Annotated in this window: 22 protein-coding genes and 3 pseudogenes; 20 read left to right on the top strand and 5 right to left on the bottom strand. The window is 29.2% G+C overall.

Translation table 11 applies throughout. The features are described 5' to 3' along the window. Positions 1–45: 45 nt before the first annotated feature. Positions 46–1122, bottom strand: coding sequence for a restriction endonuclease subunit S (locus tag ACZ42G_RS07290; protein WP_096231596.1), 1077 nt, complete (start codon positions 1120–1122; stop codon positions 46–48). A 3-nt stretch (positions 1123–1125) separates the two neighbouring features. After that, positions 1126–3162, bottom strand: a complete 2037-nt coding sequence (locus ACZ42G_RS07285; RefSeq protein ID WP_464849813.1) for an HsdM family class I SAM-dependent methyltransferase — start codon at positions 3160–3162, stop codon at positions 1126–1128. A gap of 876 nt (positions 3163–4038) precedes the next feature. Between ACZ42G_RS07285 and ACZ42G_RS07280 the strand changes: the two genes are divergently transcribed. The 14 genes and pseudogenes from ACZ42G_RS07280 (at position 4039) to ACZ42G_RS07215 (ending at position 15799) form a co-directional block, all read left to right on the top strand. After that, the gene (locus ACZ42G_RS07280; protein ID WP_464849811.1) at positions 4039–5091 is read left to right on the top strand and encodes an HRDC domain-containing protein; all 1053 of its coding nucleotides are present in this window, start codon (positions 4039–4041) and stop codon (positions 5089–5091) included. Positions 5092–5095: 4 nt separating this feature from the next. Continuing rightward, a complete protein-coding gene (locus tag ACZ42G_RS07275; protein WP_464849809.1) occupies positions 5096–5836 on the top strand; it encodes a nuclease-related domain-containing protein in 741 nt (246 codons plus the stop codon). A 512-nt stretch (positions 5837–6348) separates the two neighbouring features. Continuing rightward, positions 6349–7458, top strand: a complete 1110-nt coding sequence (locus ACZ42G_RS07270; RefSeq protein WP_464849807.1) for a three-Cys-motif partner protein TcmP — start codon at positions 6349–6351, stop codon at positions 7456–7458. Positions 7459–7522: 64 nt separating this feature from the next. Continuing rightward, on the top strand, positions 7523–8377 hold the full coding sequence (locus ACZ42G_RS07265) for a radical SAM protein (RefSeq protein WP_464849806.1): 855 nt from the start codon (positions 7523–7525) through the stop codon (positions 8375–8377). A 651-nt stretch (positions 8378–9028) separates the two neighbouring features. Further along, positions 9029–10069: pseudogene (locus ACZ42G_RS07260) on the top strand (ComEC/Rec2 family competence protein); the annotation flags it as partial. A 57-nt stretch (positions 10070–10126) separates the two neighbouring features. After that, positions 10127–10294 (top strand): sunset domain-containing protein, encoded by a 168-nt coding sequence (locus ACZ42G_RS07255; protein WP_434579365.1) that lies wholly within the window; start codon positions 10127–10129, stop codon positions 10292–10294. Further along, positions 10291–10596: a hypothetical protein gene (locus tag ACZ42G_RS07250; protein ID WP_464849805.1), complete on the top strand. Its 306-nt coding sequence runs from the start codon at positions 10291–10293 to the stop codon at positions 10594–10596. Before ACZ42G_RS07255 ends, ACZ42G_RS07250 begins: the two co-directional genes overlap by 4 nt. A 24-nt stretch (positions 10597–10620) precedes the next feature. Then, entirely contained in the window at positions 10621–11535 is a 915-nt protein-coding gene (locus ACZ42G_RS07245; RefSeq protein WP_464849804.1) for a nuclease-related domain-containing protein, read from the top strand. A 7-nt stretch (positions 11536–11542) separates the two neighbouring features. Beyond that, complete coding sequence (locus ACZ42G_RS07240) at positions 11543–12004, top strand: hypothetical protein (protein ID WP_464849802.1); 462 nt, start codon at positions 11543–11545, stop codon at positions 12002–12004. Between the two features lie 38 nt (positions 12005–12042). Continuing rightward, complete coding sequence (locus ACZ42G_RS07235) at positions 12043–12183, top strand: hypothetical protein (protein ID WP_464849800.1); 141 nt, start codon at positions 12043–12045, stop codon at positions 12181–12183. Between the two features lie 238 nt (positions 12184–12421). Further along, positions 12422–12919, top strand: coding sequence for a Holliday junction resolvase-like protein (locus ACZ42G_RS07230; protein WP_464849798.1), 498 nt, complete (start codon positions 12422–12424; stop codon positions 12917–12919). 188 nt (positions 12920–13107) lie between these two features. Further along, a complete protein-coding gene (locus ACZ42G_RS07225) occupies positions 13108–13506 on the top strand; it encodes a hypothetical protein (RefSeq protein ID WP_464849796.1) in 399 nt (132 codons plus the stop codon). Positions 13507–14209: 703 nt separating this feature from the next. Further along, positions 14210–14464 (top strand): hypothetical protein, encoded by a 255-nt coding sequence (locus tag ACZ42G_RS07220; RefSeq protein WP_464849795.1) that lies wholly within the window; start codon positions 14210–14212, stop codon positions 14462–14464. Positions 14465–14601: 137 nt separating this feature from the next. Continuing rightward, positions 14602–15799, top strand: a pseudogene (locus ACZ42G_RS07215) (IS701 family transposase). A gap of 222 nt (positions 15800–16021) precedes the next feature. Here the strand turns inward: ACZ42G_RS07215 and ACZ42G_RS07210 are convergent. Next, positions 16022–16636, bottom strand: coding sequence for a helix-turn-helix domain-containing protein (locus tag ACZ42G_RS07210; protein ID WP_464852130.1), 615 nt, complete (start codon positions 16634–16636; stop codon positions 16022–16024). 65 nt (positions 16637–16701) lie between these two features. On the opposite strand from ACZ42G_RS07210, the pseudogene ACZ42G_RS07205 reads away from it, so the two are divergent. Then, positions 16702–17193 (top strand): annotated as a pseudogene (locus tag ACZ42G_RS07205) (magnesium chelatase subunit ChlI family protein); the annotation flags it as partial. 14 nt (positions 17194–17207) lie between these two features. After that, positions 17208–18191, top strand: a complete 984-nt coding sequence (gene trpS / locus ACZ42G_RS07200; protein WP_085111997.1) for a tryptophan--tRNA ligase — start codon at positions 17208–17210, stop codon at positions 18189–18191. On the opposite strand, the gene ACZ42G_RS07195 is transcribed toward trpS, so the two are convergent. Next, a complete protein-coding gene (locus ACZ42G_RS07195; protein ID WP_085111996.1) occupies positions 18181–18549 on the bottom strand; it encodes a YraN family protein in 369 nt (122 codons plus the stop codon). The two genes, trpS and ACZ42G_RS07195, sit on opposite strands and share 11 nt — an antisense overlap. Positions 18550–18553: 4 nt before the next feature. Beyond that, positions 18554–19282: a ribonuclease HII gene (locus ACZ42G_RS07190; protein WP_085111995.1), complete on the bottom strand. Its 729-nt coding sequence runs from the start codon at positions 19280–19282 to the stop codon at positions 18554–18556. Between the two features lie 111 nt (positions 19283–19393). On the opposite strand from ACZ42G_RS07190, the gene dprA reads away from it, so the two are divergent. The 4 genes from dprA to hslU all read left to right on the top strand — a co-directional run bounded on the left by dprA (position 19394) and on the right by hslU (position 24590). Beyond that, the gene (gene dprA / locus ACZ42G_RS07185; protein WP_085111994.1) at positions 19394–20482 is read left to right on the top strand and encodes a DNA-processing protein DprA; all 1089 of its coding nucleotides are present in this window, start codon (positions 19394–19396) and stop codon (positions 20480–20482) included. A gap of 44 nt (positions 20483–20526) precedes the next feature. Next, positions 20527–22578: a type I DNA topoisomerase gene (gene topA, locus ACZ42G_RS07180; RefSeq protein WP_464849794.1), complete on the top strand. Its 2052-nt coding sequence runs from the start codon at positions 20527–20529 to the stop codon at positions 22576–22578. Positions 22579–22663: 85 nt separating this feature from the next. Next, entirely contained in the window at positions 22664–23194 is a 531-nt protein-coding gene (hslV, locus tag ACZ42G_RS07175) for an ATP-dependent protease subunit HslV (RefSeq protein ID WP_085111992.1), read from the top strand. A gap of 13 nt (positions 23195–23207) precedes the next feature. After that, the gene (gene hslU / locus ACZ42G_RS07170) at positions 23208–24590 is read left to right on the top strand and encodes an ATP-dependent protease ATPase subunit HslU (RefSeq protein WP_464849792.1); all 1383 of its coding nucleotides are present in this window, start codon (positions 23208–23210) and stop codon (positions 24588–24590) included. Positions 24591–24593 lie beyond the last annotated feature (3 nt).

Raw genomic sequence — 24593 nt, 5'->3', positions numbered from 1 at the left:
TAAACTCAGGTTTTTCTATATCCTTTATTCTTATTTTTCTTAAAACTAACTTTCTATATCTATTTCAATATATTTTAATTCTTCTAACATTTTTAAAGTTTTTATTCTTAGATTTTCAATTTTTTTATATTTTTCAACTATTTCATTCTGTTTATCAATATCAAATTCTCCATTTTCTTTTATAGGTATTTCTACAGTTACATATTCTTTTATATTTGCCAAAGAAGCACGAAAAGTTCTATTAAAACCATAATCGTCTTTGTTACTCCTTAATGCATATAAAAGATATTCTGGGTTTATATTACTGTTTTTAACCTTTAAGACACCACAATGATCTGTTGGATAAAAAGGTTGATTTTTAGGGATATAATTCCAATCAAAGATTCCATCTATTCCCCATATTAATGAAGGAGTAGAAAAATCATCAATAAATGTATTATTAGTATAACCAAAAGGTTTAAATACATTTGCACTGTAGATAGGAACTAATAGTTTTTTATTATTATTTTTTATTAAATCTTGCTTTAATATTCTTTTTCCTATAAACAAAGAAAAAAGAGTTACATCGGATAAATTAATTGTAATCATTTTGCAATTGTTTAAGATTTTTACAGAAATATTTTTTAATTTTTCACTATATTCCTCTATTTTTTTCTTTATTTTTTGAAATTTTTTATACTTATTAGCTATTTCATTTTGCTTTTCTAAATCTATAAAAATCTCAATTTCAAGTTCTTTTAGTTTTTCTTTACTTGCAGTTTTGCTCCATGACAACCCTAAATTTAATAATTCTTTTTCAATAACAATTCTAATGTATTCAAGGTTTATAGCATCTCTATATTCTTCTTTTAAAATCATTGGTCTATGATGATCATTTGTTGTAAATTTATGTTTGTGGTAAAATACATAACCTACAGAGCCTTCTCTATTCCAAGCTAAACAGTTTTCAAAATATTTAACTTGAGGTAAATTATCTCTTACATAACCAATAGGTGTTTCTGTTTTTTTTCCACCATAAACAGGTATGTTGCCAGGATTATTTAATATAAAATCTTCTGTAATTCCTTTTATAGCAGGAAAATCAAATAATTCATCTAAAAGGAATATTTCTTTGTGACTCATATTTTATAATACACCACCTTTCAATTCATTATTTAAAAAATCTCTAATGCTTGCTAATAAACTATAAAAATCTTCTTCTGAAACTTCATTTTTTTCTTCTTCTATTCCAAGTTGTTCTCTTTCTTCTGTTGTCCAATATTTATCTATCATCCAATGTTTCAATTTATCAAATTCTTCAAAATTCATAATTTTACATCTTAAATTATTTGTTATTTCTAAACCTACTTTAAAACTATTAAACAGTTTTACTGCCTCTATTAAATTATTTTCTTGAATAGGAAATCTTTTGGCATCACGAGTTTCCCCTATTTCACTAACAAGATATAGAAAAACAGGCTCTGTTTGAACATTATTATCATGTTTCTTTTCAAGTATTAATATATAAGTTTTTTTAGGTGTTGCATAAAATGTTCTTACAGGAAGGGATATTATTCCTTTAATAACACAATGCTTTTTTATATAATCAATCATATTTGCTTGATTTAACAATCCATCTGGAACTATAACTAATGCTTCGCCACCTTTTTTTAAACTTTTTATTATCCATTCAATTGCTAATGATTCTGTTCCTCTGCCATTTGCAGTATAATAGTCACTTAAACCTTCTTTTTGAATTATTTCTTTTAAACTACTACTGCCATTTGTAACATATGGAGGATTTGTTAATATCAAATCGTATTCTTCTTCATGCTTTAATCCAAACGTTCCTAAATTAGTTCTTAACAACTTAAAAACTTTATTAAATGCATTATTTGCAAATTCCATTAAATGTTCTTTTGAATGATACTTCGATAATAAATCAGAAAAATATATTAACATATTTGCTTTTGCAAGTATTATAGTTCTTTCATCATCTTTTTCATCAGTTCCTTTATCATAACCTACTAAAGTAATTTTAGGTTGAATCTTTTGATTTTTAGGTTCAAATTCTTTCCAAATATTTTTGTTTAACATAATTGTTTCTAATATAAAGCCACCAACACCACAAAAAGGATCGCATATTTTAGAGCCTTCTTTAAGTAAATAAGCATTTGACATTTTAACCATAGCTTGAACAACATTTCTTGGAGTAAAATATTGTCCCAAGCTTTTAACTCCAGCACTTTGTCTTAAAAATGTTTCATATAATCTTGTTTTAAATTCTCTACTTACATATTTAAATGAACCATTTTTTTCTTCAAATTTTTTAAAACTTTCTAATACTTGTCCAAATAAAGTAGCTTGGGATATATTGGGTTCACCATTTTCATTAACAAATATAGTCCCATTAATAATTGTTGTTCCATCTTCTCCTTTTGGAAACATTTCTTTTATATCTTTTCTACAACTATTCGCATAATGTTTTAATGCTTCAACATCAGAAAGTTGTTCTTTTATTTGATAAACACTATCAAAATTATTATAATTTTTTAAAACACCTATATCGCTTAAAAACTTAAATACAAAAATTTCAACTACATTATATAAACATTTTTCAGGCTCTTTTCCTGTATTAATCCATATTTTTTGCCACACTTCTTTTGCCAAAGGTGTAGGATCAATTATCTCAGGTTCTTTTAAAACATTGCTATTTTCCGTTAATGAATAGTCTATTTTATCAATAAGATTTTCTAAATCAATTATTTCTTCTGCTATTAACATTCCTGAAAAAATCTTTTGTCCATTAAAAATAATAGATATTTTATTACCTTTTTCATTAATGATTTCTTGTCCATTTAAAGCATTTATCCAAAATGTTTTTGAACCATCTGTTACAATTAATAATTTACATAATTCTTTGGCTACTTCTAATTCTTGTTGAATTGCATCTTGTATTTTTTTGACACTTGACAGTTCTTCTGGAGTTTTATATTCAACAACTGCTTTGACTATTCCTCCAGGAAGAACTATTAAACCATCGGGTTTTTTATCTTTGATTTTCTTATTAATTTTATTAATTATTTTTGCTTTTTTTAGTTGACTTAAAGTAGTTTGCCCTAATTTATAATAATTATATCTACCTAAGTTTATTGGACTTATTTGTATAAGCTCCTCACTCATTTGTATCACCTCTTTACAGACTTGTGCATATCATAAAAGCCTTGATTTAAGCTATTTTTAAGATATGCTTTTTTCTTATCACTTAAAAATTTTTTACCTGATATGTAGGATTTCCTGTCTTTTATATCGAATTATTTTATTATTAAGATCATTAAACATTAAAGGAGAAAACCCTACTTTTACCAGCTTCAACAAGTTTTGAATAATATCAATCTTTTTACTTTTCAGCCTAAAATGATTTTTATATTTCTTTATTTAATAATCTTAATTTGTTTTCTATTTCTGGATTCCCGCCTTCTAATTTAGTTCAACTCGGATATAATTTTCGATGAAACTTTTTAATCTTTGAACGATTTTTTAATTATACTCATATCTAATAAATTTTTTCTTATATAACAATATATATTATATCGCATTGATTGAACTAAAAAAATCAAACAATTGTATATATTTATATCTTTTTTCTTATTTTCCTCAAAGTATTATACCTATAATGATACCATAAAACTAGACAGACAAAAAGCAGAAACAAGTTAGAATATAGTTATGAATAAGAGAAGAAATTTTATAGCAGAACAAAAGGTAAACATTGTATTAGAAACATTGCGAAAACAACTTGCATCCGTAAACTATCAAAAGATATAATAAAAAGATATTAAAAAGTACCTATTGTGATATCAAATACTGCCTGCAAGACGCAGGTATTTTTTATTTCAAACAAAAAAATTTCTTAAAAATTTTATCTAAATAAGAAGGATTTTAAGGCAATATGACGAATTAAGTATTAATATTAACAGTTCCATTAAAATATTATGGAATCAGATATCTTGTATCGGAAGGTATAGAAAATTGACAGTACTGGGGAGGGGAACTAAAATGTCAATTATTGATAATGCTTTATATATAATGCTAAATGGCAAAAGAACAATAATAAAACCTATTTTTATTAAGGACTTTGACGCAGACAATAAGCAATTAAATGATCTAATGGAAATATCGAAAAATGTTTCACCAGAAAAGAGAAAGTTTATAGAAAAGGACATAAAATTATTAAAACAAGGATTGGATGGCGAAAAAAATGTTTATTATGAACTCAAAAATTCATTTTTGCCTATGCTTTGTCTTTATGACATAAGACTTGAATATGATGATTATATTGCTCAATATGACTTCATCATAATTACAAGAAAATTCATATATGTTTTAGAAACTAAAAAATTAAACGGAGATATAGAAATAACTGAAGATGGTGATTTTATTCGCATTATAAAATCTGATAACGGTAAAATAATTAAAAGAGAAGGCATGTATAGTCCAATTTCGCAGAATGAAAGGCATGTAAAAATATTAAAAGAAATATTAACGAAAGAAAAACTGATTAAAAACTTTCCAATAAAATCGGCAGTTGTCATAGCTAATCCTAAAACTATCGTTGACAAATCAAAATGTACTAAAAGTATTCAAAACAATATATATAAATATGACCAAATTGTCAATCTAATTAAAAAAGAATTGGAAGATAAATCAAATGAAAATGACGTACTTGAAAAATTTCTGTATAACATAGCAGATTATTTAATAAAAAGTAATAAACCAATAACGTATAATTACGCTGCAAAATATTCTCTTGACAATGAAGATCTTAAAATCTTAGAAGAACCTAAAGAAAAGCAAGAAAACAGTAATTCGGATTCTGATAAAAACAATGATAATGCACAAATATATGAAGCGTTAAAAAAATATAGGTTAGAAACAGCTAAAAAAGAAAATATAAAGGCATATTGGGTGTTTACGAACGAAGAATTAAATTCTTTAATAGAAAAAATGCCAAAAACTAAAGAAGAATTATTGCAAATAAAAGGATTTGGTCAAAAGAAAGTAGAAAAATATGGGGATGAAATTTTATCAATTTTAAATAAAAGGGGATAAAGTTATGGCTCAAAGCTATGGAAAGGCTGGAAAGTATGTCAAAAATATAGGCAGAAGAAAAATTTATATAAAGTACATATTTATTTTAGTTTCAATTATAGTAGCATACATATTTTATAAAATTTACATAATAGTTCCTTCAACTAATTTTTATTTAAAAGCTGTCAAAATTTTTTTTGGTGCTTTTTCTGTCGGATCATTGTTATCAATGTTCATACCATTATTTGATGACAAATTAGATATAAAAATTAGAAACGCTTTTAATGGTGCAAAAGGAGAACAAGAAGTAGCAGAATTATTAGAAACTTTGCCTGATGAATATGTTATTTTTAATAATATCTTTTATGATAACAGGAAAATAGATCATATTGTAATTGGACCTACAGGAGTTTATTTAATTGAAACTACAAGTAGTCGTGGAAAAGTGGAGTTAAAAAATGATAATATTTTGATTAATGGATACCAGTATAAATCACTTAATAAGATGTTTTTAAGTGTATTTTGGTTGAAAGATTTCTTGGGAGTGGATTTTGTTAAAGGTATCATTGTATTTACTAATGCTTTCGTCCCACTGGATTCGGAAATTAAAAATATAGCGATAGTCAATAAAAAATATTTGATTGGCAAAATAATAAATGAAAAACAATATATGGATAGAGAAACAATAGAGTTTTTAAAAAATAAGATTTTGTTGCTATTAAAGGAAGAGAAAATGGATGTCCTTTTAAAAAAGTACACACCATGATCAAATAACATGCTATAATATTATTATATAAAATATGGTAATGGAGGTGTATAATGTATATTTAAGTATATACCAGGTTTTAAATCAAGTACTAAATGGGGAAAAGGTTATGAGTTTCTTTTCATCTATTACATATACCGCATGGCGAATCCAAAAGTATTAATATCTTGATACACATGAAGGTGATGTAATAGATATAAGTTATAAATAAAAAAGAAACTAAAAATAGGGCAGATAAAATAAACAGAACAATGGGAAATTTATGGGGAGATTAATACAATACTGAATGGCATTTATTTTTATATCCATTTTAAATATAGACAATATAATATACCACAAAACGATATGTCATATTGCTACTAGTTGTAACACCTTAATAACTAATAAAATATAGTATTAATACATATAATTAATTACTTAATCAACCAAAAATGGATTATACATAAAATTACGTATGGCTTAAATATTTTTGTAGTATTTTTTAAAGAAAAGTTGTTTAAGGAGGCAAAATAATGTCATTAAAAGATAATTCTGAAGAAAAGTGGGAAATGACAGATCATTGCAAAGTTAAACATATACTTCTCGAAAAATATTTGCATGCTTGGATACCTATATTAGGAAGATACGAAGATAAAATAGCATATATTGATGGTTTTGCAGGTAGAGGGAAATATAATGATGGAAGTTATGGTTCTCCCATATTAGCTATAAAGGCATTTCAAGATGTAGCTAATTATAGTTCTGTAAAAGGAATTATTTTTATATGCTATTTTATAGAACAAAATAAAGATAACCATGATAATTTATTAAAAGTTCTAGAAGAAGATATAGGTGAGGATGTCAATGATAATATAAAATGTTGTGTAATAAATGGTACTTTTGATACTATTATAAATCAGATATTGGATGAAGCTGATGATAAAATAATACCTACTTTCTTTTTCATAGATCCATTTGGTTTTACAGGTGTACCATTTACGACAATTAAAAGAATTCTAAGTATACCAAAAACAGAAATATTTTTTAATTTTATGGTTCGTGATGTCAATAGATTTCTCTCTATACCAAATCAAGAAAGTAATATGAATTCTTTGTTTGGATGTGATGATTGGAAAAAGTATATAAATTTAACAGGTCAAAAAAGACAAAATGCTCTAAGAGATTTATACATAAGACAATTAATGGATAATAAGTTAGCTAAATATGTATGGCCTTTTAAAATATGTGAGGATACTAGATGTGCAACATTATATTATCTATTATATGCAACAAATAGTTTCAAAGGTTTAGATGTAATGAAAACAATTATGTTTAATCAAAGTGAATATTTCGCATATTTAGGTCCAGATGAATTTTCGTATCAAGATTCTCGCTATAATCAGCTTAGAATATTTGACTTTAATATAGATACATTAAAAGAATTTTTACTGAAGTTTTTCGAAAAAAATAAAAAATATACTTATGAAGAAATAAAAGAAAAATCATATCTACTAACACCTTCTGTTGATAAGCATTATAGAAAGGCAATAAAAGAATTAGAAAAAGAGCATAGAGTAATTATAAATAGGATATCCTCAAAAAAAAGTGGTATTAAAGGTAATGATGAAATAACGTTTTTATAATTTACAAACATTCGTTTATATGATATAATTCATACGAAATCTAATTGCTAAGTGAAGTGATTTTATGAAATATACAAAGAGGAAAAGTCTTTTATACAAGACAAATGTTGAATATGGAGATTATACAATAAACCATGTTATCGGATGTTCGCATGGATGTAATTTTCCGTGTTATGCTTTTATGCTGTCTAAACGGTTTGGTAGAGTAAAATCCTATGAACAATGGCTCAAGCCTAAAATTGTTTCTAATTCTTTGGAAATTTTAGATAAAGAGATACCAAAATTAAAAGATAAGATTAGTTTTGTTCACTTAAGTTTTATGACTGATCCATTTATGATGGGATACCCTGAGGTTGTTAAGTTATCTTTAGATATAATAGAGAAGTTAAACAAGAATGGGATAAAGGTAACTACATTAACTAAAGGTTTATATCCTGACGATTTGTTAGACAAAACAAATTATGATATAGACAATGAATATGGAATTACACTTGTATCGTTGGATGAGAATTTTAAAAAGATTTATGAGCCTTATTCCTCAAATTATAAAGATAGAATAGAAAGCTTGAAGAAATTACACAATGCAGGATTTAAAACTTGGGTTAGTATTGAGCCATATCCTACACCAAATATTGTTAATCAAGATTTAAAAGATATTCTAAATGAAGTATCTTTTGTTGATAAGATTGTTTTTGGAAGGCTTAATTATAACAAAAAGGTTAGTGAATATTTATGGTACAAGGAATTTTATAATTATTGCAGTGATATAGTAATAAAATTTTGTGAACAACATAATATAGTATACCATATAAAAGATGGTACAATTACAGAAGATGCTCCATATGTAGTTGATGGATGTAAAAAAGATACACATGAGCTGTTTTTTACCGTTAAAAAAGCGGCTTCAATAAAATATTAGTTATTTAGTTTTAGATTTTTGACAGAATTATATCCCATTTTATTTTTTTATTATCTTTTAATGAGGGATGTTTTTGAAAAGAATAAATGTTCAATGATGCGAATGTCAATACAAAAGTGAACCATGTGATGAAATATTTTTGAGCCGCTGTGTTATAACAAAAGCAATCCTCTTTATTCTCACTATTCTCAGTTCTGATATACTTGGTATTGGTTTACATTAATCATTTCCTTTCTACCCTCCTGTATCATAGTTTTTATTCTCATTGCTATAATATAAGATTTTTGATTAATGTGGATCACTTTTTGTCATCACTGGTACTTTATTTGGGTAAACCATATTTTTGGCATTTATAACCTGTAAAAAAGCAGGTGTTTTTCTTTATTTAAGGACATAATAAGACCATATAATATGCTATAATATAGTTATGTAAAATTTGGTAGGGGAGGTCATACAATGGGGAATCTTTTTCAGTATGTGCCAGGTTTTAGATCAAACACTAAATGGAAAAAGATTATAGCTTCTGTCTATTACATATTTGGATTACTGATGCTTTTTTCAAGTTGGAGTGCGAGCTTAGTTTTTCTTTCATGTCCGTTCTTTATATTCTCAATAATAGACCTTATAACGCATAAAAAAAGTGCGAAACCGTTGATTAAAGTTTTGCTACCACTTGTAATGTCCTTAGTAGTAATGGTAATAGGCTTTGCAAATACTCCACAAACACCGTCAAATAATACAATCAATACAAAAACCGAAACAGCAATTCAAGTCAATCAACAAACTGATAATTCAGCAAAAACTAATGATGAAAAATCTGCGACTAATGCTCAAAACACAGTAGCCAACACCACTAAAACTGACAATACTGAGCCATCTAAACAAAATAATACGTCTATATCAGGCACTTTAAAAGTACACTTTATAAACGTGGGTCAAGGAGATAGCGAATTTATACAGACACCATCAGGCAAAACTATGCTTATAGATGCTGGTACAAATGAAGCAGGCAATTCTGTTGTATCGTATTTGAAAAATCTTGGAATAAGCAAAATAGACATACTTGTTGGAACACATCCGCATGAAGATCATATAGGTGGCATGGATAATGTAATAAACAACTTTGATATAGGACAATTTTATATGCCAAAAGTAACGACTACAACAAAAACTTTTGAAGATGTTTTAACAGCAGCAAAATCAAAAGGTCTTTCAATTATCACTGCAAAAGCAGGAATAACTCTTGATCTTGGTTCTGATATAAAAGCAGAAATGTTAGCACCTAATAGTACAAAATATGACGATTTAAATAATTATAGTGCAGTGATTAAACTTACATACGGAAACACATCATTCCTATTTACAGGTGATGCGAGTGCACAATCAGAAGAAGAAATGCTCAATAAGGGATACGATCTAAAAGCTAATGTATTAAAAGTAGGACATCATGGCAGTTCATCTGCAACAACATTACCGTTCCTTCAAGCTGTTAATCCAAAGTATGCAGTAATATCATGCGGTAAAAACAACGACTATGGCCACCCACATAAAGAAACAATGGATAAACTAAAAAATGCAGGTGTTATTGTATATAGAACAGACGAATGTGGTACAATTGTTGCTACAAGTGACGGAAACAATATAAGTTTTAATGTAAAACCTGGAGATTATAATTATGGCAGTTCAGGGAAAACAAGTAACAATACATATAATTCTTCAAGCACATCTGTTTCAGGAAACACTGAGAAAGTGTATGTTGATGCAAACGGGCATGGACTCATAAAAGGAAATATAAACAGCAAAGGAGAGAAGATATACCACTTGCCTGGAGACCCCTGGTATGACAGAACTAAGGCAGAAGCATGGTTTAAGACGGAAGCTGAAGCACAGGCAGCAGGATATCGCCCAGTAAAATGACAGAAGAACAAAGGAATATAAGATCTAAATTAATCTTTTTGTATGTATTAAATATAGCTGCAAGTGGATTTTTTATTTTTATAGTAACAAAATTTTTGCTAAATAGTAGTACGTTAATAAGTACAGTAGACATTGTATTATTTATCGCTGCAATTGTGCTTGATGTTGCTATAGTAAATCTTTTGAGACAAACGAGGAAAGTAAAAGAGCCATTAGATGTTATACCTAAAAATATTTATATATGGCATAGTATAGTATTTCTCATAGGACTTGCTATTTTATTGTATGTTTATTATTCGTAAAATATTTAAAAAAGGGGAATCAAAATGTTTGCCAGTTTTGTAGAACAAGATAAAGAAATCAAAAAAGTTTTTTATCAAAAAATCAAAGAAAAGGAAGAAAAAGAAAAGCAAAAGCATCTTGATAAAATTAATGAAGGCTTTTTTGGATGGTTTTTAGAACCGTTTGCTGATATTGCTTATACATGGAGACGTGCTTCTGAAAAAGAACAAGGAGATTCAGGCGAAAATTCAGTAGGCTGGGCGTTGCATTTATGGCTTCCAAGCAATGCAGTAATAGTAAATGATCTTGTTTTAGAGCCTATGCCTGATGAATTTATACAGATAGATCATTTGGTACTTAACTCGAACGGAATATTTGTGTTAGAGACGAAATCATGGGATGGTGCATTTTTAGGCATAAAAAATAAATGGCGTATGAAACAAGGCAATAAATGGATAGAAGTAAAAAGCCCTACAATGCAAAATGAGAGACATGTTAGATTATTTAAGGTATGGATAGAGGACAATTTGCCTGAAATCTTTGAGAAAGTGAAAGAAAATATATATCCTATTGTAGTATTTAAACGAGCAAAATGGGTTAAAGCAGAAAATTGCAATATGCCTGTTGTTATAGGTGGTATGGATGCAGTTACTGAAATAAAAAAAATTAAAGGCGATAATATTTCAGAAAAAGAAATTGATCTGATTATTGAAGCCATTAAAAAGGCAAAACCGCTGGATCATGAAGAATGGAAGAAAAAACATTCTAAAGAAAAAAATAATTATAAAGTATTTCAAGGTAAAAGTACAAGTGGTAAAATGTATGTAAGAGTTAAAGGCACAAAAGAAGATGCTCAAAAAATTGCTGAAGAATATAAAAATCAAGATTATACGATAAGTGATATAAGACAAGACAAAAAAGAAAGTGATGTATGGTTTTTTTATTTAGAAATGAGGTAGGTATATAATGGAAGAATATGAGAAAAATTATAATGATGACTGTATAAGAAATTTAGAATTTTTATATAAAGTTATAACCGAACGTGTAAATGCAGAATATCAGGCGCAAGATATTAAAGATAATAAAGCTAGTTTACTTTTAGGTTTTTCTAGTACGCTGCTAAGTATAATTTTTTCATTTTCCAATGTAAATAAATATTCATTATTAGGGATAATTAGCATTTACATATCTATAATATTTGCTTATTTAGCATATAGAGTAAAATCATGGAGAAGAGATCCAGATCCTGAAGCTTTATGGCGCAAATATCGTGAATGCAATTATACCAATACTTTAGAAACAATTATATTTAATATAGTGGATTCTTATAAAAATAATAAAGAAAGAGATAATAAATCTATTTATATAAACATAGGTTATATTTTTTTGATCATAGGATTAGGGATACTTATATTTAGCAAATTATAAATATTTAATCAAATAAAAAAAGAAAAGGTGGTGAAAAAATGGATAAAGACAAAATTTCTTCGATTAAACAAAACGTAAATACTACAAATCAAAATCAAAATAGACCTCAAGGTCCTGATCCGGAAATACAAAGTACTTTACAAAAAAGTTTAAATCCAGACAAAATAGAAAAAAAGTAGGACATCTTTTTATGATGTCCTCTTAAAATGAAAAAATCATTATACAAAGCCTTTATTTATATAATGACGATTTGAAAATACAGTAACAATTTATTAAAAACTTTTTAGGTTTTTTAATAAATTGTCCAAATAGTAAACTCAACTAATGTTGAAAAAGATATATTATATAATGAAACATATAATGAAGTTTCTACTAGAAGATATGGATGTTGTTGATTTAAATGGGGGTGTAATTTAGGTGCAAGTAAAAGTATTTTGGATATTGATAATTATTATAATCATATTAGCTGGTATTTATTTACTATATAAATTAATAGACAAGGAAGCAAATAGAAAATTTTTAATGTGGAAAGAAGAAGATAAAAATAATTTAGAAAAAACAATAAGGGCTGAGTATGAAACTAAACTTGAGAAATGGAAACTAGATTCAGAAGAAAAAATTAGAAAAAATGCTGTACAAACTAGTAGAAATACAATAACAGGTCAAGTTGCTGAACAATTAGCACCATACCTGCCTGAATTTCCTTACAACCCAAAAGATATTAAATTTATTGGTAATCCAATAGATTATGTAGTATTTGATGGATTATCAGAAGGTAATGTAAAGCAAATAATATTATTAGAAGTAAAAAGTGGTCATTCAGACTTAAATAAAAATGAACGAATGATTAGAAATGTTTTAAATGAGAAAAATGTTAAATTTGAAATTTATAGAATTGAAGATATAAAAGAATAATGATTATCGAGTTATATTTCAAGTGCAATAAATAATTATAAAGAAATCAATAATAAATTAATAGATGCAATATGTTGTTATAATGTCAATTTCGTCCAGAAATATAATCTAAAGGTATATGAAGATTTGCCTACAAAAAAGTCAAACTTATAAATTTCACCTAAATATATGTTTAAGGAGAAGAAATTATGAAAGATAGAAAAACTTTTTTGATAATATTATTGCTTTTAGCTATTATTTTAGCTGTTACTAATCCAACAAAACAGGATTATATTGATTGGGCTAAGCAAACAGTTGTAAATAATTCTAATAGCAATTTTGAGAAGGCATTTGTTGATTTAATTGGAGGCAGCATTTTAAATGATGTTACTACCACAAAAAATTTTGTTATTTTTTCATTATTTGAGACGTATATAGACGGAACACAGAAGTATATAACTGTAGGTATATTAAAAAACTTTATTTTATTGAATAATGATTTAGGGTTATTAATAATTATCTTATTAATAAATTTAATTATAACAATTATATTTTTAATGTTATTTTTTAAATTTGTTCCAGATAATGTAAATAATAATGAGAAATAATATTAAAAAAACTAAACAAAAAAACAAAATCAGAAAGGCTGTAGTAAAAAATGACAAAAACCTATTAAGACCTTATAAAAACCGTACATGACTATATAGAACCTTTAAAGCCCTGTACATGTGACGAAAATGTGCTTGTAACGCTTGCAGTAGAGCCTGTTAAAGCAGACTACTTTAAAGATAACAGCGTACAACATTGTATAGTCAAATGCAAAAGGTGCGGTAAAATGTATATATCTGAGTATTAATATGCCTTTTATATGTACTTAAATGGAGGTTTTAAAGTTGTACAAATACTTATTAGCTTTTATTGGCACAATGACAATAATTTTTATTGCAGACTTTATCTTTAAATTAATTTTTCATAAGGATACTCGAGTTATAAGCAAAAACTGGAAATATCTTTTGTATTATTCTTTAATTTTATGTGTTTTGTTTTTTATAGCTTATTGGACGTTTCCTAATGTTTTCTTTAGATAAATTTTAACAAAGGCTTGAAAGAATATAAAGGCACCAGAAAATTAAACAGACAAAAAAGCAAAAATAAGTTAGAATAGTGATAAAAAATAGAAAAAAATCTATCAAGACCTAATAAAAACCGCATACAATTATATAAAACCTTTAATAAAAAGCGAGGTCTATTGATATGCAAATATTAAAATTTAATCAAGGTCTAGCATTTTGTTGTTATCTTTCAAGAACTATGTTTGAAGCATTAAATAATTTTCCTAATGTAAAACTATCTTATAATGATTCTTTGAAAATAAAACATATACTTAAAAATAATTCTTGTACAATGAATACAATTAATAGTATATTCAATGAGAATAATTTAAAGATGGAAACTGTAACAGTAACATCAAATTATGATGGTATAGTTGCTTCAAGAAGCGGTATTGATATAATTTTAAATGATATTAACATTCAAATACTAAATGATCTGTATAAAATACTATAGATGAGAAAATCCACTTACATAAACTACCATAATAAACTTACATGAAAAAATTTAATAAAAAATAGAGACAAATGCTCACTTTTATGGTATTAATATATTGCTGTACCAAAACAATATTAACCATAGGAGTGGAGCAAATGTCTTATAATAATAGAATAACAGAAAATCCATCAATAATCCAGTACTTAATGAAATTAAATTTTGCATTATATTTTACTAAATCTGTTATTCGTCATATTTTAGAATTTATAATTGCTGCCACTCAAAAGGGTTATAGTGGTACTGTTACTCACATAATTAATTTAAGCCTTGCTAATTGCCATAGAACCACCTTTGGTAAATTCTTAAGCCAAGGTGTTTGGAATATAGAGTATGCATGGAGAGCTTTAAGGCAAGAAGTTATTCGCATTATATTTGAATTATCTCAGACTAGCAACAAACCAATATTTGTGATTTTTGATGATACTATTGCTGAGAAGACAAAGCCTTCGTCACAGGCTAAGCATTCTATTCAGGCAACAGGATTCCATCAATCGCATTTAAAAGGGAAACAAGTTTGGGGACATCAGCTTCTTACCATGATGCTATCCTGCGGCAAAGTAGTATTACCTTACTGTATTGAACGCTATGAAAAAGGTGGTAAAAGCAAAATCGAAAGAATATGCGAAATGGTATCCATGCTTCCAACTATCTAAAGGAGCAGTATATGGTTTATCTGATTCATGGTACATAAACAAAAAAGTAATAGAAGCACATTTTGAAAGAGGATACCATCTCATAGGAGCACTAAAAACTAACAGAATTATCTATCCATAAGGCATCAGAATACAGATAAAAGACTTTGCCCAATATATTGAAAAGAACGAAGTTTGCCTCGTTACAGTAAACGGTTCTAGATACTGGGCATATCGTTATGAAGGAGCCTTAAATGGTATAGATAATGCTGTAGTAGTATTGTGCTGGCCTGAGAAAGCTTTTAAAAATGAAAATGCTCTACATGCATTTATCTGTACTGATACTGAATTAGATACCGAGACTATTCTAAATTATTACAGTCAGAGATGACCTATAGAAATATTCTTTAGGCAGACAAAGAATAATCTCGGACTAAATACATATCAAGTACGTTCAACAAAATCAATAGATAGATTATTATGGCTTATATCATTGACATACCTGTATTGTGCGACTTCGGGCGATGAATATTGCAAATTGGGGCAAGAAATAAAAATGGTTCGCAAAGATGTACAAAGGCAGCGTATTCAATGGATATATGATCAAGCTAATAACAATGTATCTATTAAGGAAATTTTAGAACAACTACGATTAGCATAGGTGTAGTGCATCTATTTAATGGTAATATCTGTTATTAATTTTTCCCATCTATAGTAATATTTTTAAAAAATATGTATTTTATATTACATAACATAATTATTGTTAACTAAAATTAATATTTCCCAGAAAATAACATTATAATTCTATTGTAACTATACTTTTAATGTAAAAAGAGAAGTACACTATTTTGCTAATACAAAAAAGTACTTCTCTTTTTAGAAATTAAATATATTTACTCAGAACTTCAATCCACTTTCCGGTTGGAGTATGTCGTCCAAGTTCCCAATCAGATACGGTACTTGCATAGGTACCAAGAAGTTTTGCAAATTCTCTTTGAGATAGCCCCATGCTCATTCTAGCAATTCTAATTTTTTCTCCTATATTATTTGCTTGAGGTTTAATAATATCATTAATATTAATATTTAAAGCATCACATAATTTTTTTAGTATCTTTGGTGTCGGCTTTTTATTTCCACGTTCAATAGCAGAAATTTCAGAATGACAGACCCCACTTAGTCTTGATAGATCTTTTATTAATAACCCCTTTATTAATCTGTTATATTTTAATATAGAACTAATATCATTGTTTTCTGATTTGACAACTTCAGAAATATTGATATTTAAAACATCACATAATTTTTTTAACGTATTTGGATTTGGACTGCTTGTACCTTTTTCAAATGAAATTATCGTTTCCTCACTTATACCGCTAATATTAGATAATTCTTTAATTGTTAAACCTTGTTTCAATCTATGTAATTTTAAAATATTGCAATTTGTAGGACAATCTTCTATAATATTACTTAGTTTTGATATTTCCTGCTGACTTTTGTTCATAATATTTGTTTTTGATTGAAAAAATAAATATTGAGATTGAGGTGTACTTTGGTATTTTGTGAACGCATCCATGTCCTTGCGGCTATTTGGGCGACGATACTCATGAATGTAGATGTACTCCTAATGAAATAAGGCGTTATCAAAATAAGATTTCTGGTCCTTTATTGGATAGGATCGATTTGCATGTGGAAGTAAATCGCGTCGACAAGCAAAAATATTTTGATGATGATACAAATGTCGAAACATCAGAGATGATACGCAATAGAGTAAAAAAGGCAAGAGAGATTCAATTAAAAAGGTATAAAGGCAGTGGTATATTTTTTAATTCTCAGCTAAATAATAATATGATAAAAAAATACATAAAACTTGATGAAAAAACTACAGATATGATAAAAGAATACTTTGACACATTAGGACTTAGTGCCAGAGCTTATAATAAAATAGTGAAAGTAGCAAGGACGATTGCTGATCTAGAAGGAAGTCATGATGTTAAATATGAACATGTTGTAGAAGCATTTCAGTATAGAAATTTAAACAATAAATACATAAGCAACTGAAAGAGGTGTGAAAGATGCAGAGAGTTTTTTCAGGTGTGCAACCAACAGGGGATATTCATATTGGCAATTACTTAGGAGCAATGAGACAATTTGTAAAACTTCAAGATGATTATAGCTGTTTGTTTTGTATTGTGGATTTGCATGCATTGACGGTTCCGCAAGATCCAGAAACTTTGCGCAAAAAATCCATCGAACTGGCTGGACTTTATCTTGCCATAGGCCTTGATCCAAAAAAAGTGATTATTTTTGTTCAATCACATGTTAAAGAGCATTCAGAACTTGCTTGGTTGCTACAGTGCATGACATATTTTGGCGAGTTAAATAGGATGACTCAATTTAAAGAGAAAAGCAAAGGTAAAGAGTCTGTTTCTGTAGGTTTGTTCACGTATCCTGATCTGATGGCGGCAGATATCCTGCTATACGATACGAATTTTGTTCCTGTAGGCAATGATCAAAAACAACATTTAGAGCTTACAAGAGATATAGCTATAAGATTTAACAATAGATTTGGCGATACTTTTGTAATACCTGAACCGATGATTTTGAAGACTGGTTCGAGAATAATGAGCTTGACTGAACCTGATAAAAAAATGAGCAAAAGCAGCGAAAATCAATACAGCAAAATAAATTTATTAGATGAACCTTCTCTGGTAAAGAAAAAAATCATGAAGGCAGTCACAGATTCAGAGAACATGATAAGATATGATCCTGAGAATAAACCAGGTTTAAGCAATTTGCTTACGCTATACAGCGCATTTACCGACATAAGCATAGAAGACGTGGAAGCAAGGTTTAAGGGGCAAGGGTATGGAACCTTAAAGAAAGAACTGGTTGATGTCATAGTAGAAAGACTTCAGGAAATACAATCTAATTACAGAAACTTAGATTTAAATTTTATAAATGAAGTATTAAAAGACGGTGCTGAAAAAGCTAGTGAAATTGCAAAGGCAACTGTAAATAAAGTTAAGGATAAGATGGGACTTTTACCTAAAGCGTAAATGCGTCTTTTATGTGATTTATATTGTTAAGCTTAAATGTTTTTGGATCTACTAATATCTCAATTACATCAAATCTAAAAATATGATTTGTATATTTTTCGTTAAATGCCAAAAAAGTTTCCGCGACTTTAATGATTTTGCTTTTTTTATGGTACGTTACCGCTTCCTTGGGATAGCCGAATTTAGTTGAAGTCCTTGTTTTAACTTCAACAAAAATCAGGCTATCTTTATTTAACGCTATTATATCTATTTCTCCGATAGAGCATCTAAAATTTTTGCAGACAATATTATAACCGGATTTTTTTAAATAATTTTCTGCAATTGTTTCTCCCAAATTACCTAATATTTTATTATTCATGTAATCAATCACCTAATATACTTTTTAAAAAGGTTTTTCTATGTATTGGGCATGGCCCGTATTTCTTTATAGCTTCTATGTGTTCTTTTGTGCCATAACCTTTGTTTTTGCAAAACCCATACTGTGGATACATTTCATCGTATTTTCTCATTATGTTATCCCTTGTAACTTTAGCTACTATAGATGCGGCTGCGATAGAGATGCTTTTTGCGTCACCTTTTATTATAGGCATTTGTGCAATATCAATGTCTGGTATTGATATTGCGTCTACCAGCAAAAAATCAGCTTTAATATTAAGATTAGAAATCGCCACTTTCATGGCTTCATAAGTGGAGTTTAGTATGTTTATTCTGTCAATGTGTTCATTATCTATTATGCCAATGCCATATGCAATAGCTTTTTTTTTAATTATTTCAGACAATAGTTCTCTTTTTGACTCGCTTAATTTTTTTGAATCATCAATATCTGGAATAAATGATTGCTTTGGAAGTATGACACATCCTGCAACGACAGGACCTGCTAAAGGTCCTCGCCCTACTTCGTCAATTCCTCCAATCAACTTATAATCTAAATTGTAAAGTTCATTTTCGTATTTCATTAAGTTATTTAATCTATTTTTTTCTTTTTCAAGCCATCTTAAAGCATTACTGCTTATCTTGCATCCTTCTATTTCGAATCCATAGTTGTATATGTGCTCTTTTAAACTTTTTATCGTAAAAAATTGTTTCACCATTTTATCACCCAACTTATACTTATTCGACAAAAATATATAAAATACCTGCTTTTATTTTTTATTTTTTATTATTATAATGATAATGTTTAAATATATATTTGAGGTGCAATAATGGATAGGAATAAAGTATTTTCTGTTTGGCTTAGTTCAATTAATGGCGTAGGTTCAAAGACTTTTAAAAAACTTGTGGATTACTTTGGAAATGCAGAAAATGTATATAAGTCAAGCTTGGAAGATATAAAACAAGTGGTTAGTAATGGAAGGATTTTAAACAGTATAATAGAAGCGAAAAAAATTGAACCGTACAAATACGCAGAAAGGCTACATAAAGAAAAAGTAAAAGTTCTATTGATAGATGATGATGAATACCCAAAGCTACTTCGAGAAATATACGATGCGCCTCCAGTTTTATATGTAAAAGGTAATATTACTGAATCTGATGATATGTCAATTGCCATAGTTGGTTCAAGAAATGCTACATCGTACGGCAAATCGATGTCTGAAAAATTTTCATACGAATTATCGAAGCATGGGTTTACTATAATAAGTGGAATGGCTAGAGGAATCGACAGTCAAGCTCATAAAGGCGCTATAAAAGCTGGAGGAAGGACAATTGCAGTACTTGGGTGCGGGGTAAATATAGCATATCCTGAAGAAAATAAAAAATTGATGGAAGAAATAATTTCTAAAGGTGCTGTTGTATCTGAATATCCGCTTGATTATCTTCCTGTAGCTGGCAATTTTCCTGCTAGAAACAGGATAATAAGCGGCTTGTCACTAGGCGTATTAGTTGTCGAGGCGGGTGTTAAAAGCGGTTCTTTGATTACTGCTAAATTTGCATTGGAACAGGGAAGAGATGTTTTTGCTGTTCCAGGTATTATTACAAGTGCTTACAGCCAAGGCACAAACGGACTAATAAAGCAAGGTGCAAAGTTAGTCGCAAGTGTCAGCGATATACTTGATGAGTATAATTTTAGAGAAGATATAAAAACAAGAATAAATGAGCGATTCGTAAATACACTAAGCAGTGAAGAACAAAAACTGTACGCTATAATATCAGAATGCCCGAGAGATATAGAAGAAATTGTGGAGATAACTAAATTTCCTATATCTAAAGTCAATTATCTTTTATCATCACTGACGATTAAAGGGCTTATTGTCAGGTTACCTGGAAATAAATATGAAAAGAGTTTTAATTAATAAGACAATTTGATATAATTAATAATTGTTTTGGAGGTATCAAAATGGAAAAATCTTTGGTAATAGTAGAATCGCCTTCTAAGGCTAAAACAATACATAAATATTTAGGCAAAAATTATAAGGTCGAAGCATCTATGGGGCATATAAGGGATTTGCCTAAAAGTCAGCTTGGGATAGATATTGAAAAAAATTTTGAACCAAAATACATAACGATTCGTGGGAAAGGACCGATAATCGAGAAGTTAAAAAAAGAGGCAAAAAATGCATCGAAAATTTACCTTGCAACGGACCCGGATAGGGAAGGGGAAGCTATATCATGGCATTTGGCAAGTTTATTGAATATTGATATTAATGAAAAATGCAGGATAGAGTTCCATGAGATAACAAAAAATGCCATCCAGAATGCCATTAAAAATCCAAGGAAGATAGATATGAATTTGGTTGACGCACAGCAGGCTAGGCGAATTTTAGATAGACTTGTAGGTTATAATATAAGTCCTTTGCTCTGGAAAAAAATAAAGAGAGGCTTGAGTGCAGGTAGAGTTCAATCAGTAGCAACAAGATTGATTTGTGATAGAGAAAAGGAAATTGAGGATTTTAAACCGGAGGAGTACTGGAGCATATCGGCGTATTTGTATAAAGAAAAAAAGACACAGTCTTTTGAAGCAAAATTTTATGGTACAAAAGATGGAAAAGTAGAGTTAAAAAATGAGAATGATGTAAATAAAATAGTAGAAGATTTGACAGACGATTATGTAGTAGAAAATGTTAAAATAGGTACGAAAAAGAGAAATCCTTCGCCTCCTTTCATAACAAGCACAATGCAACAAGAAGCCTCAAAAACATTGGGTTTTACTGCGAAAAAGACCATGATGATTGCACAGCAACTTTATGAAGGTGTAGAAATAAAAGGTGAAGGCAGCCTCGGATTAATAACTTACATGAGAACAGACTCGACAAGAGTTTCAGATGAAGCTAAAAAAGCAGCCTATGAGTATATATTGCGGAAATACGGAAAGGAATATGCAAATCCAAATGCTACATATTCAAAAAAGGGAGGGAATGTTCAAGATGCTCATGAAGCTATAAGACCTACATATATAGATTTAGACCCTGAAAAAATTAAGGATTCCTTAAAGCCAGATCAATATAAATTGTATAAATTGATTTGGAGCAGATTTTTGGCAAGTCAAATGTCACCGGCCTTATATGATACGATGAATGTTGATATTATTAATAAAAATTATGTGTTTAAGGCAAGTGGCTCTAAAATTAAGTTTGCTGGTTTTATGGCGGTTTACACAGATGATGAGGAAAATGAAGATAAGATGCTTCCAATGCTTAATAGCGGAGATTTTTTGAAATTAAAAGAACTAAAGCCAGAGCAGCATTTTACGCAGCCACCTGCAAGATATACTGAAGCTACACTGATAAAAGAGCTTGAAGAAAAAGGTATAGGAAGGCCAAGCACTTACGCTCCTATAATATCTACATTGTTAGAGCGAGGATATGTGATAAAAGAAAAGAAAAATCTTAAACCTACGGAATTGGGATTCATTGTAACAGATGTAATGAAAGAGTTCTTTCCAGACATAGTAGATGTAAAATTTACAGCTCAAATGGAGGAGCAACTGGACAGAATAGAAGAAGGAATTGAAAAGTGGTGTGATGTCATCGATGAATTTTACAATGGTTTTAATGATTCACTAAAGATAGCAGAAGAACAAATGAAAGATATTGAAATAAAAGATGAAGAAACTGATATTAAATGCGAATTCTGCGGCAGAAATATGGTTATAAAATACGGCCGTTATGGTAAATTTTTAGCTTGTCCGGGATTTCCGGAGTGTAAAAATACTAAACCATTGTACGAAGAAATTGGTGTTACATGTCCTAAATGTGGAGGCAAAATAATCATTAAGAAAAGCAAAAAAGGTAAGATTTATTACGCATGTGAAAATTCCTCCAATTGTGGCACTATGTTTTGGGATAGACCTATATCAGAAACATGTCCCAAATGTGGGGCCTTGCTTGTTGAGAAGTATTCAAAAGGGCGAAAGATTATCAAATGCAGTAATTGTGATTATGTAAAGTAATTTAAATATATAAAAAATTTTGAAATATTATTGAAATGTTATAAATTTTGTGTTAATATTATATTGTTTTTTGGGGGGTGAAAGTTTGTTTAAAGGTACTACTATAGTTGCCGTAAGACGCGGCAATAAAGTTTCAATGGCTGGTGATGGGCAAGTAACATTTGGTGAAAATACAATTTTAAAACACGGAGCTAAGAAGATCAGAAGGTTGTACAATGATGAAGTGTTGATTGGTTTCGCTGGATCAGTAGCTGATGCATTTACTTTATCTGAAATGTTTGAAGAAAAGTTAGAGCAATATGGTGGAAATTTAAAAAGAGCTGCTGTTGAGCTTGCACAGGAATGGAGAAAAGACAAAATTCTAAAAAAGTTAGAGGCACTTTTAATTGCAGCAGATAAAAATGTCACCTTAGTCATTTCTGGCAATGGCGAAGTGATTGAGCCAGATAACGATGTAATTGCGATTGGTTCCGGTGGAAATTTTGCAATGTCGGCAGCACTTGCCCTAAGGTACAATACAGATTTGCCGGTAGATGAAATCGCGAGAAAGTCCCTTGAGATTGCATCTCAAATTTGCGTATATACAAACGATCATATAACAGTAGAAAGCTTGTAAGGAGGGACTTAGCATGAAGAATTATACTCCAAAAGAAATTGTCGACGCACTTGATAAATATATAGTTGGTCAAGATTTAGCAAAAAGATCTGTGGCTGTAGCACTTAGGAATAGATATCGCAGAAATTTGCTACCAGATGAAATAAAGGATGAAATAACGCCTAAAAATATTTTGATGATTGGACCTACAGGCGTAGGAAAAACGGAAATAGCACGAAGAATTGCAAAACTTATCGAAGCTCCTTTTGTTAAAGTTGAGGCTACTAAGTTTACAGAAGTCGGTTATGTTGGACGAGATGTAGAGTCGATGATACGAGATCTGCTTGAGTCGGCCATTCGGATGGTTAAGCAGGAGAAGATGCAAAATGTCATGTTAAGGGCAAAAGAGCTTGCAGAAGAGAGAATATTAGATTACTTGATAAATGGCAGAAAAAGCAAAAGACAGAAAAATCCGTTTGAGTTTTTGTTTAATGCACAAGGCGATGAGGATACTCACGATGATGATGGGCAAGAAATAAGAATGCAAAAAGAGCAATTAAGAGAAAAAATTAGAAGCGGAGAATTAAACGATAGGATAATTGAGATTGAGATAACAGATTCTTCCTCACCTATCTTAGAAATGTATTCAAACATAGGTGCAGAAGAAATGAATATCAATTTGCAGGATATGTTTGCTGATATTTTACCTAAAAAAAAGAAGTATAAAAAAGTTCCTATAGGTGAAGCAAAGAAAATTTTAGAATCTGAAGAAGCCCAAAATTTGATTGATATGGATGAAGTTATCGATGAGGCCATCAGGAGAACAGAACAAGATGGAATAATCTTTATAGATGAAATTGACAAAATTGCTGGAAGCGGATACACTAATGGTCCAGATGTATCTAGAGAAGGAGTTCAAAGGGATATATTGCCTATAGTGGAAGGCAGCACGGTTATGACAAAATACGGTCCTGTTAAAACGGATTACATTCTTTTTATAGCTGCAGGTGCATTTAATGTGTCTAAGGTAAGTGACTTAATTCCTGAGCTACAAGGAAGATTTCCTGTAAGAGTGGAGCTTAAACCTCTAACTAAAGAAGATTTCATAAGGATTTTGAAGGAGCCTAAAAATGCACTGACAAAACAGTATGCGGCATTACTGAGCACTGAAGGGGTAGAAGTTGAATACACAGATGATGGAATAGATAGGATTGCAGAAATTGCTTATATAATAAATCAACAATCTGAAGATATAGGTGCAAGACGGTTACACACGGTAATGGAGAAGCTTTTTGAAAAGCTATCGTTTGAAGCTCCTGACATAACTGGTGGCAAAGTGATTATCGATAAGAATTATATCAATGAACAGCTAAAAGATAATTTAAGCAAATTTGATGTTAACAAATACATACTTTAAGAG

The organism is Thermoanaerobacterium calidifontis, assembly GCF_055381745.1.
This window is presented reverse-complemented; position numbering and strand designations above follow the sequence as displayed.

Bases quoted from the DNA above. Each gene is read 5' to 3' on its own strand.
- ACZ42G_RS07290 (WP_096231596.1), bottom strand. From the start codon at position 1,122: ATGAGTCACAAAGAAATATTCCTTTTAGATGAATTATTTGATTTTCCT.
- ACZ42G_RS07285 (WP_464849813.1), bottom strand. From the start codon at position 3,162: ATGAGTGAGGAGCTTATACAAATAAGTCCAATAAACTTAGGTAGATAT.
- ACZ42G_RS07280 (WP_464849811.1), top strand. From the start codon at position 4,039: ATGTCAATTATTGATAATGCTTTATATATAATGCTAAATGGCAAAAGA.
- ACZ42G_RS07275 (WP_464849809.1), top strand. From the start codon at position 5,096: ATGGCTCAAAGCTATGGAAAGGCTGGAAAGTATGTCAAAAATATAGGC.
- ACZ42G_RS07270 (WP_464849807.1), top strand. From the start codon at position 6,349: ATGTCATTAAAAGATAATTCTGAAGAAAAGTGGGAAATGACAGATCAT.
- ACZ42G_RS07265 (WP_464849806.1), top strand. From the start codon at position 7,523: ATGAAATATACAAAGAGGAAAAGTCTTTTATACAAGACAAATGTTGAA.
- ACZ42G_RS07250 (WP_464849805.1), top strand. From the start codon at position 10,291: ATGACAGAAGAACAAAGGAATATAAGATCTAAATTAATCTTTTTGTAT.
- ACZ42G_RS07245 (WP_464849804.1), top strand. From the start codon at position 10,621: ATGTTTGCCAGTTTTGTAGAACAAGATAAAGAAATCAAAAAAGTTTTT.
- ACZ42G_RS07240 (WP_464849802.1), top strand. From the start codon at position 11,543: ATGGAAGAATATGAGAAAAATTATAATGATGACTGTATAAGAAATTTA.
- ACZ42G_RS07235 (WP_464849800.1), top strand. From the start codon at position 12,043: ATGGATAAAGACAAAATTTCTTCGATTAAACAAAACGTAAATACTACA.
- ACZ42G_RS07225 (WP_464849796.1), top strand. From the start codon at position 13,108: ATGAAAGATAGAAAAACTTTTTTGATAATATTATTGCTTTTAGCTATT.
- ACZ42G_RS07220 (WP_464849795.1), top strand. From the start codon at position 14,210: ATGTTTGAAGCATTAAATAATTTTCCTAATGTAAAACTATCTTATAAT.
- ACZ42G_RS07210 (WP_464852130.1), bottom strand. From the start codon at position 16,636: ATGAACAAAAGTCAGCAGGAAATATCAAAACTAAGTAATATTATAGAA.
- trpS (WP_085111997.1), top strand. From the start codon at position 17,208: ATGCAGAGAGTTTTTTCAGGTGTGCAACCAACAGGGGATATTCATATT.
- ACZ42G_RS07195 (WP_085111996.1), bottom strand. From the start codon at position 18,549: ATGAATAATAAAATATTAGGTAATTTGGGAGAAACAATTGCAGAAAAT.
- ACZ42G_RS07190 (WP_085111995.1), bottom strand. From the start codon at position 19,282: ATGGTGAAACAATTTTTTACGATAAAAAGTTTAAAAGAGCACATATAC.
- dprA (WP_085111994.1), top strand. From the start codon at position 19,394: ATGGATAGGAATAAAGTATTTTCTGTTTGGCTTAGTTCAATTAATGGC.
- topA (WP_464849794.1), top strand. From the start codon at position 20,527: ATGGAAAAATCTTTGGTAATAGTAGAATCGCCTTCTAAGGCTAAAACA.
- hslU (WP_464849792.1), top strand. From the start codon at position 23,208: ATGAAGAATTATACTCCAAAAGAAATTGTCGACGCACTTGATAAATAT.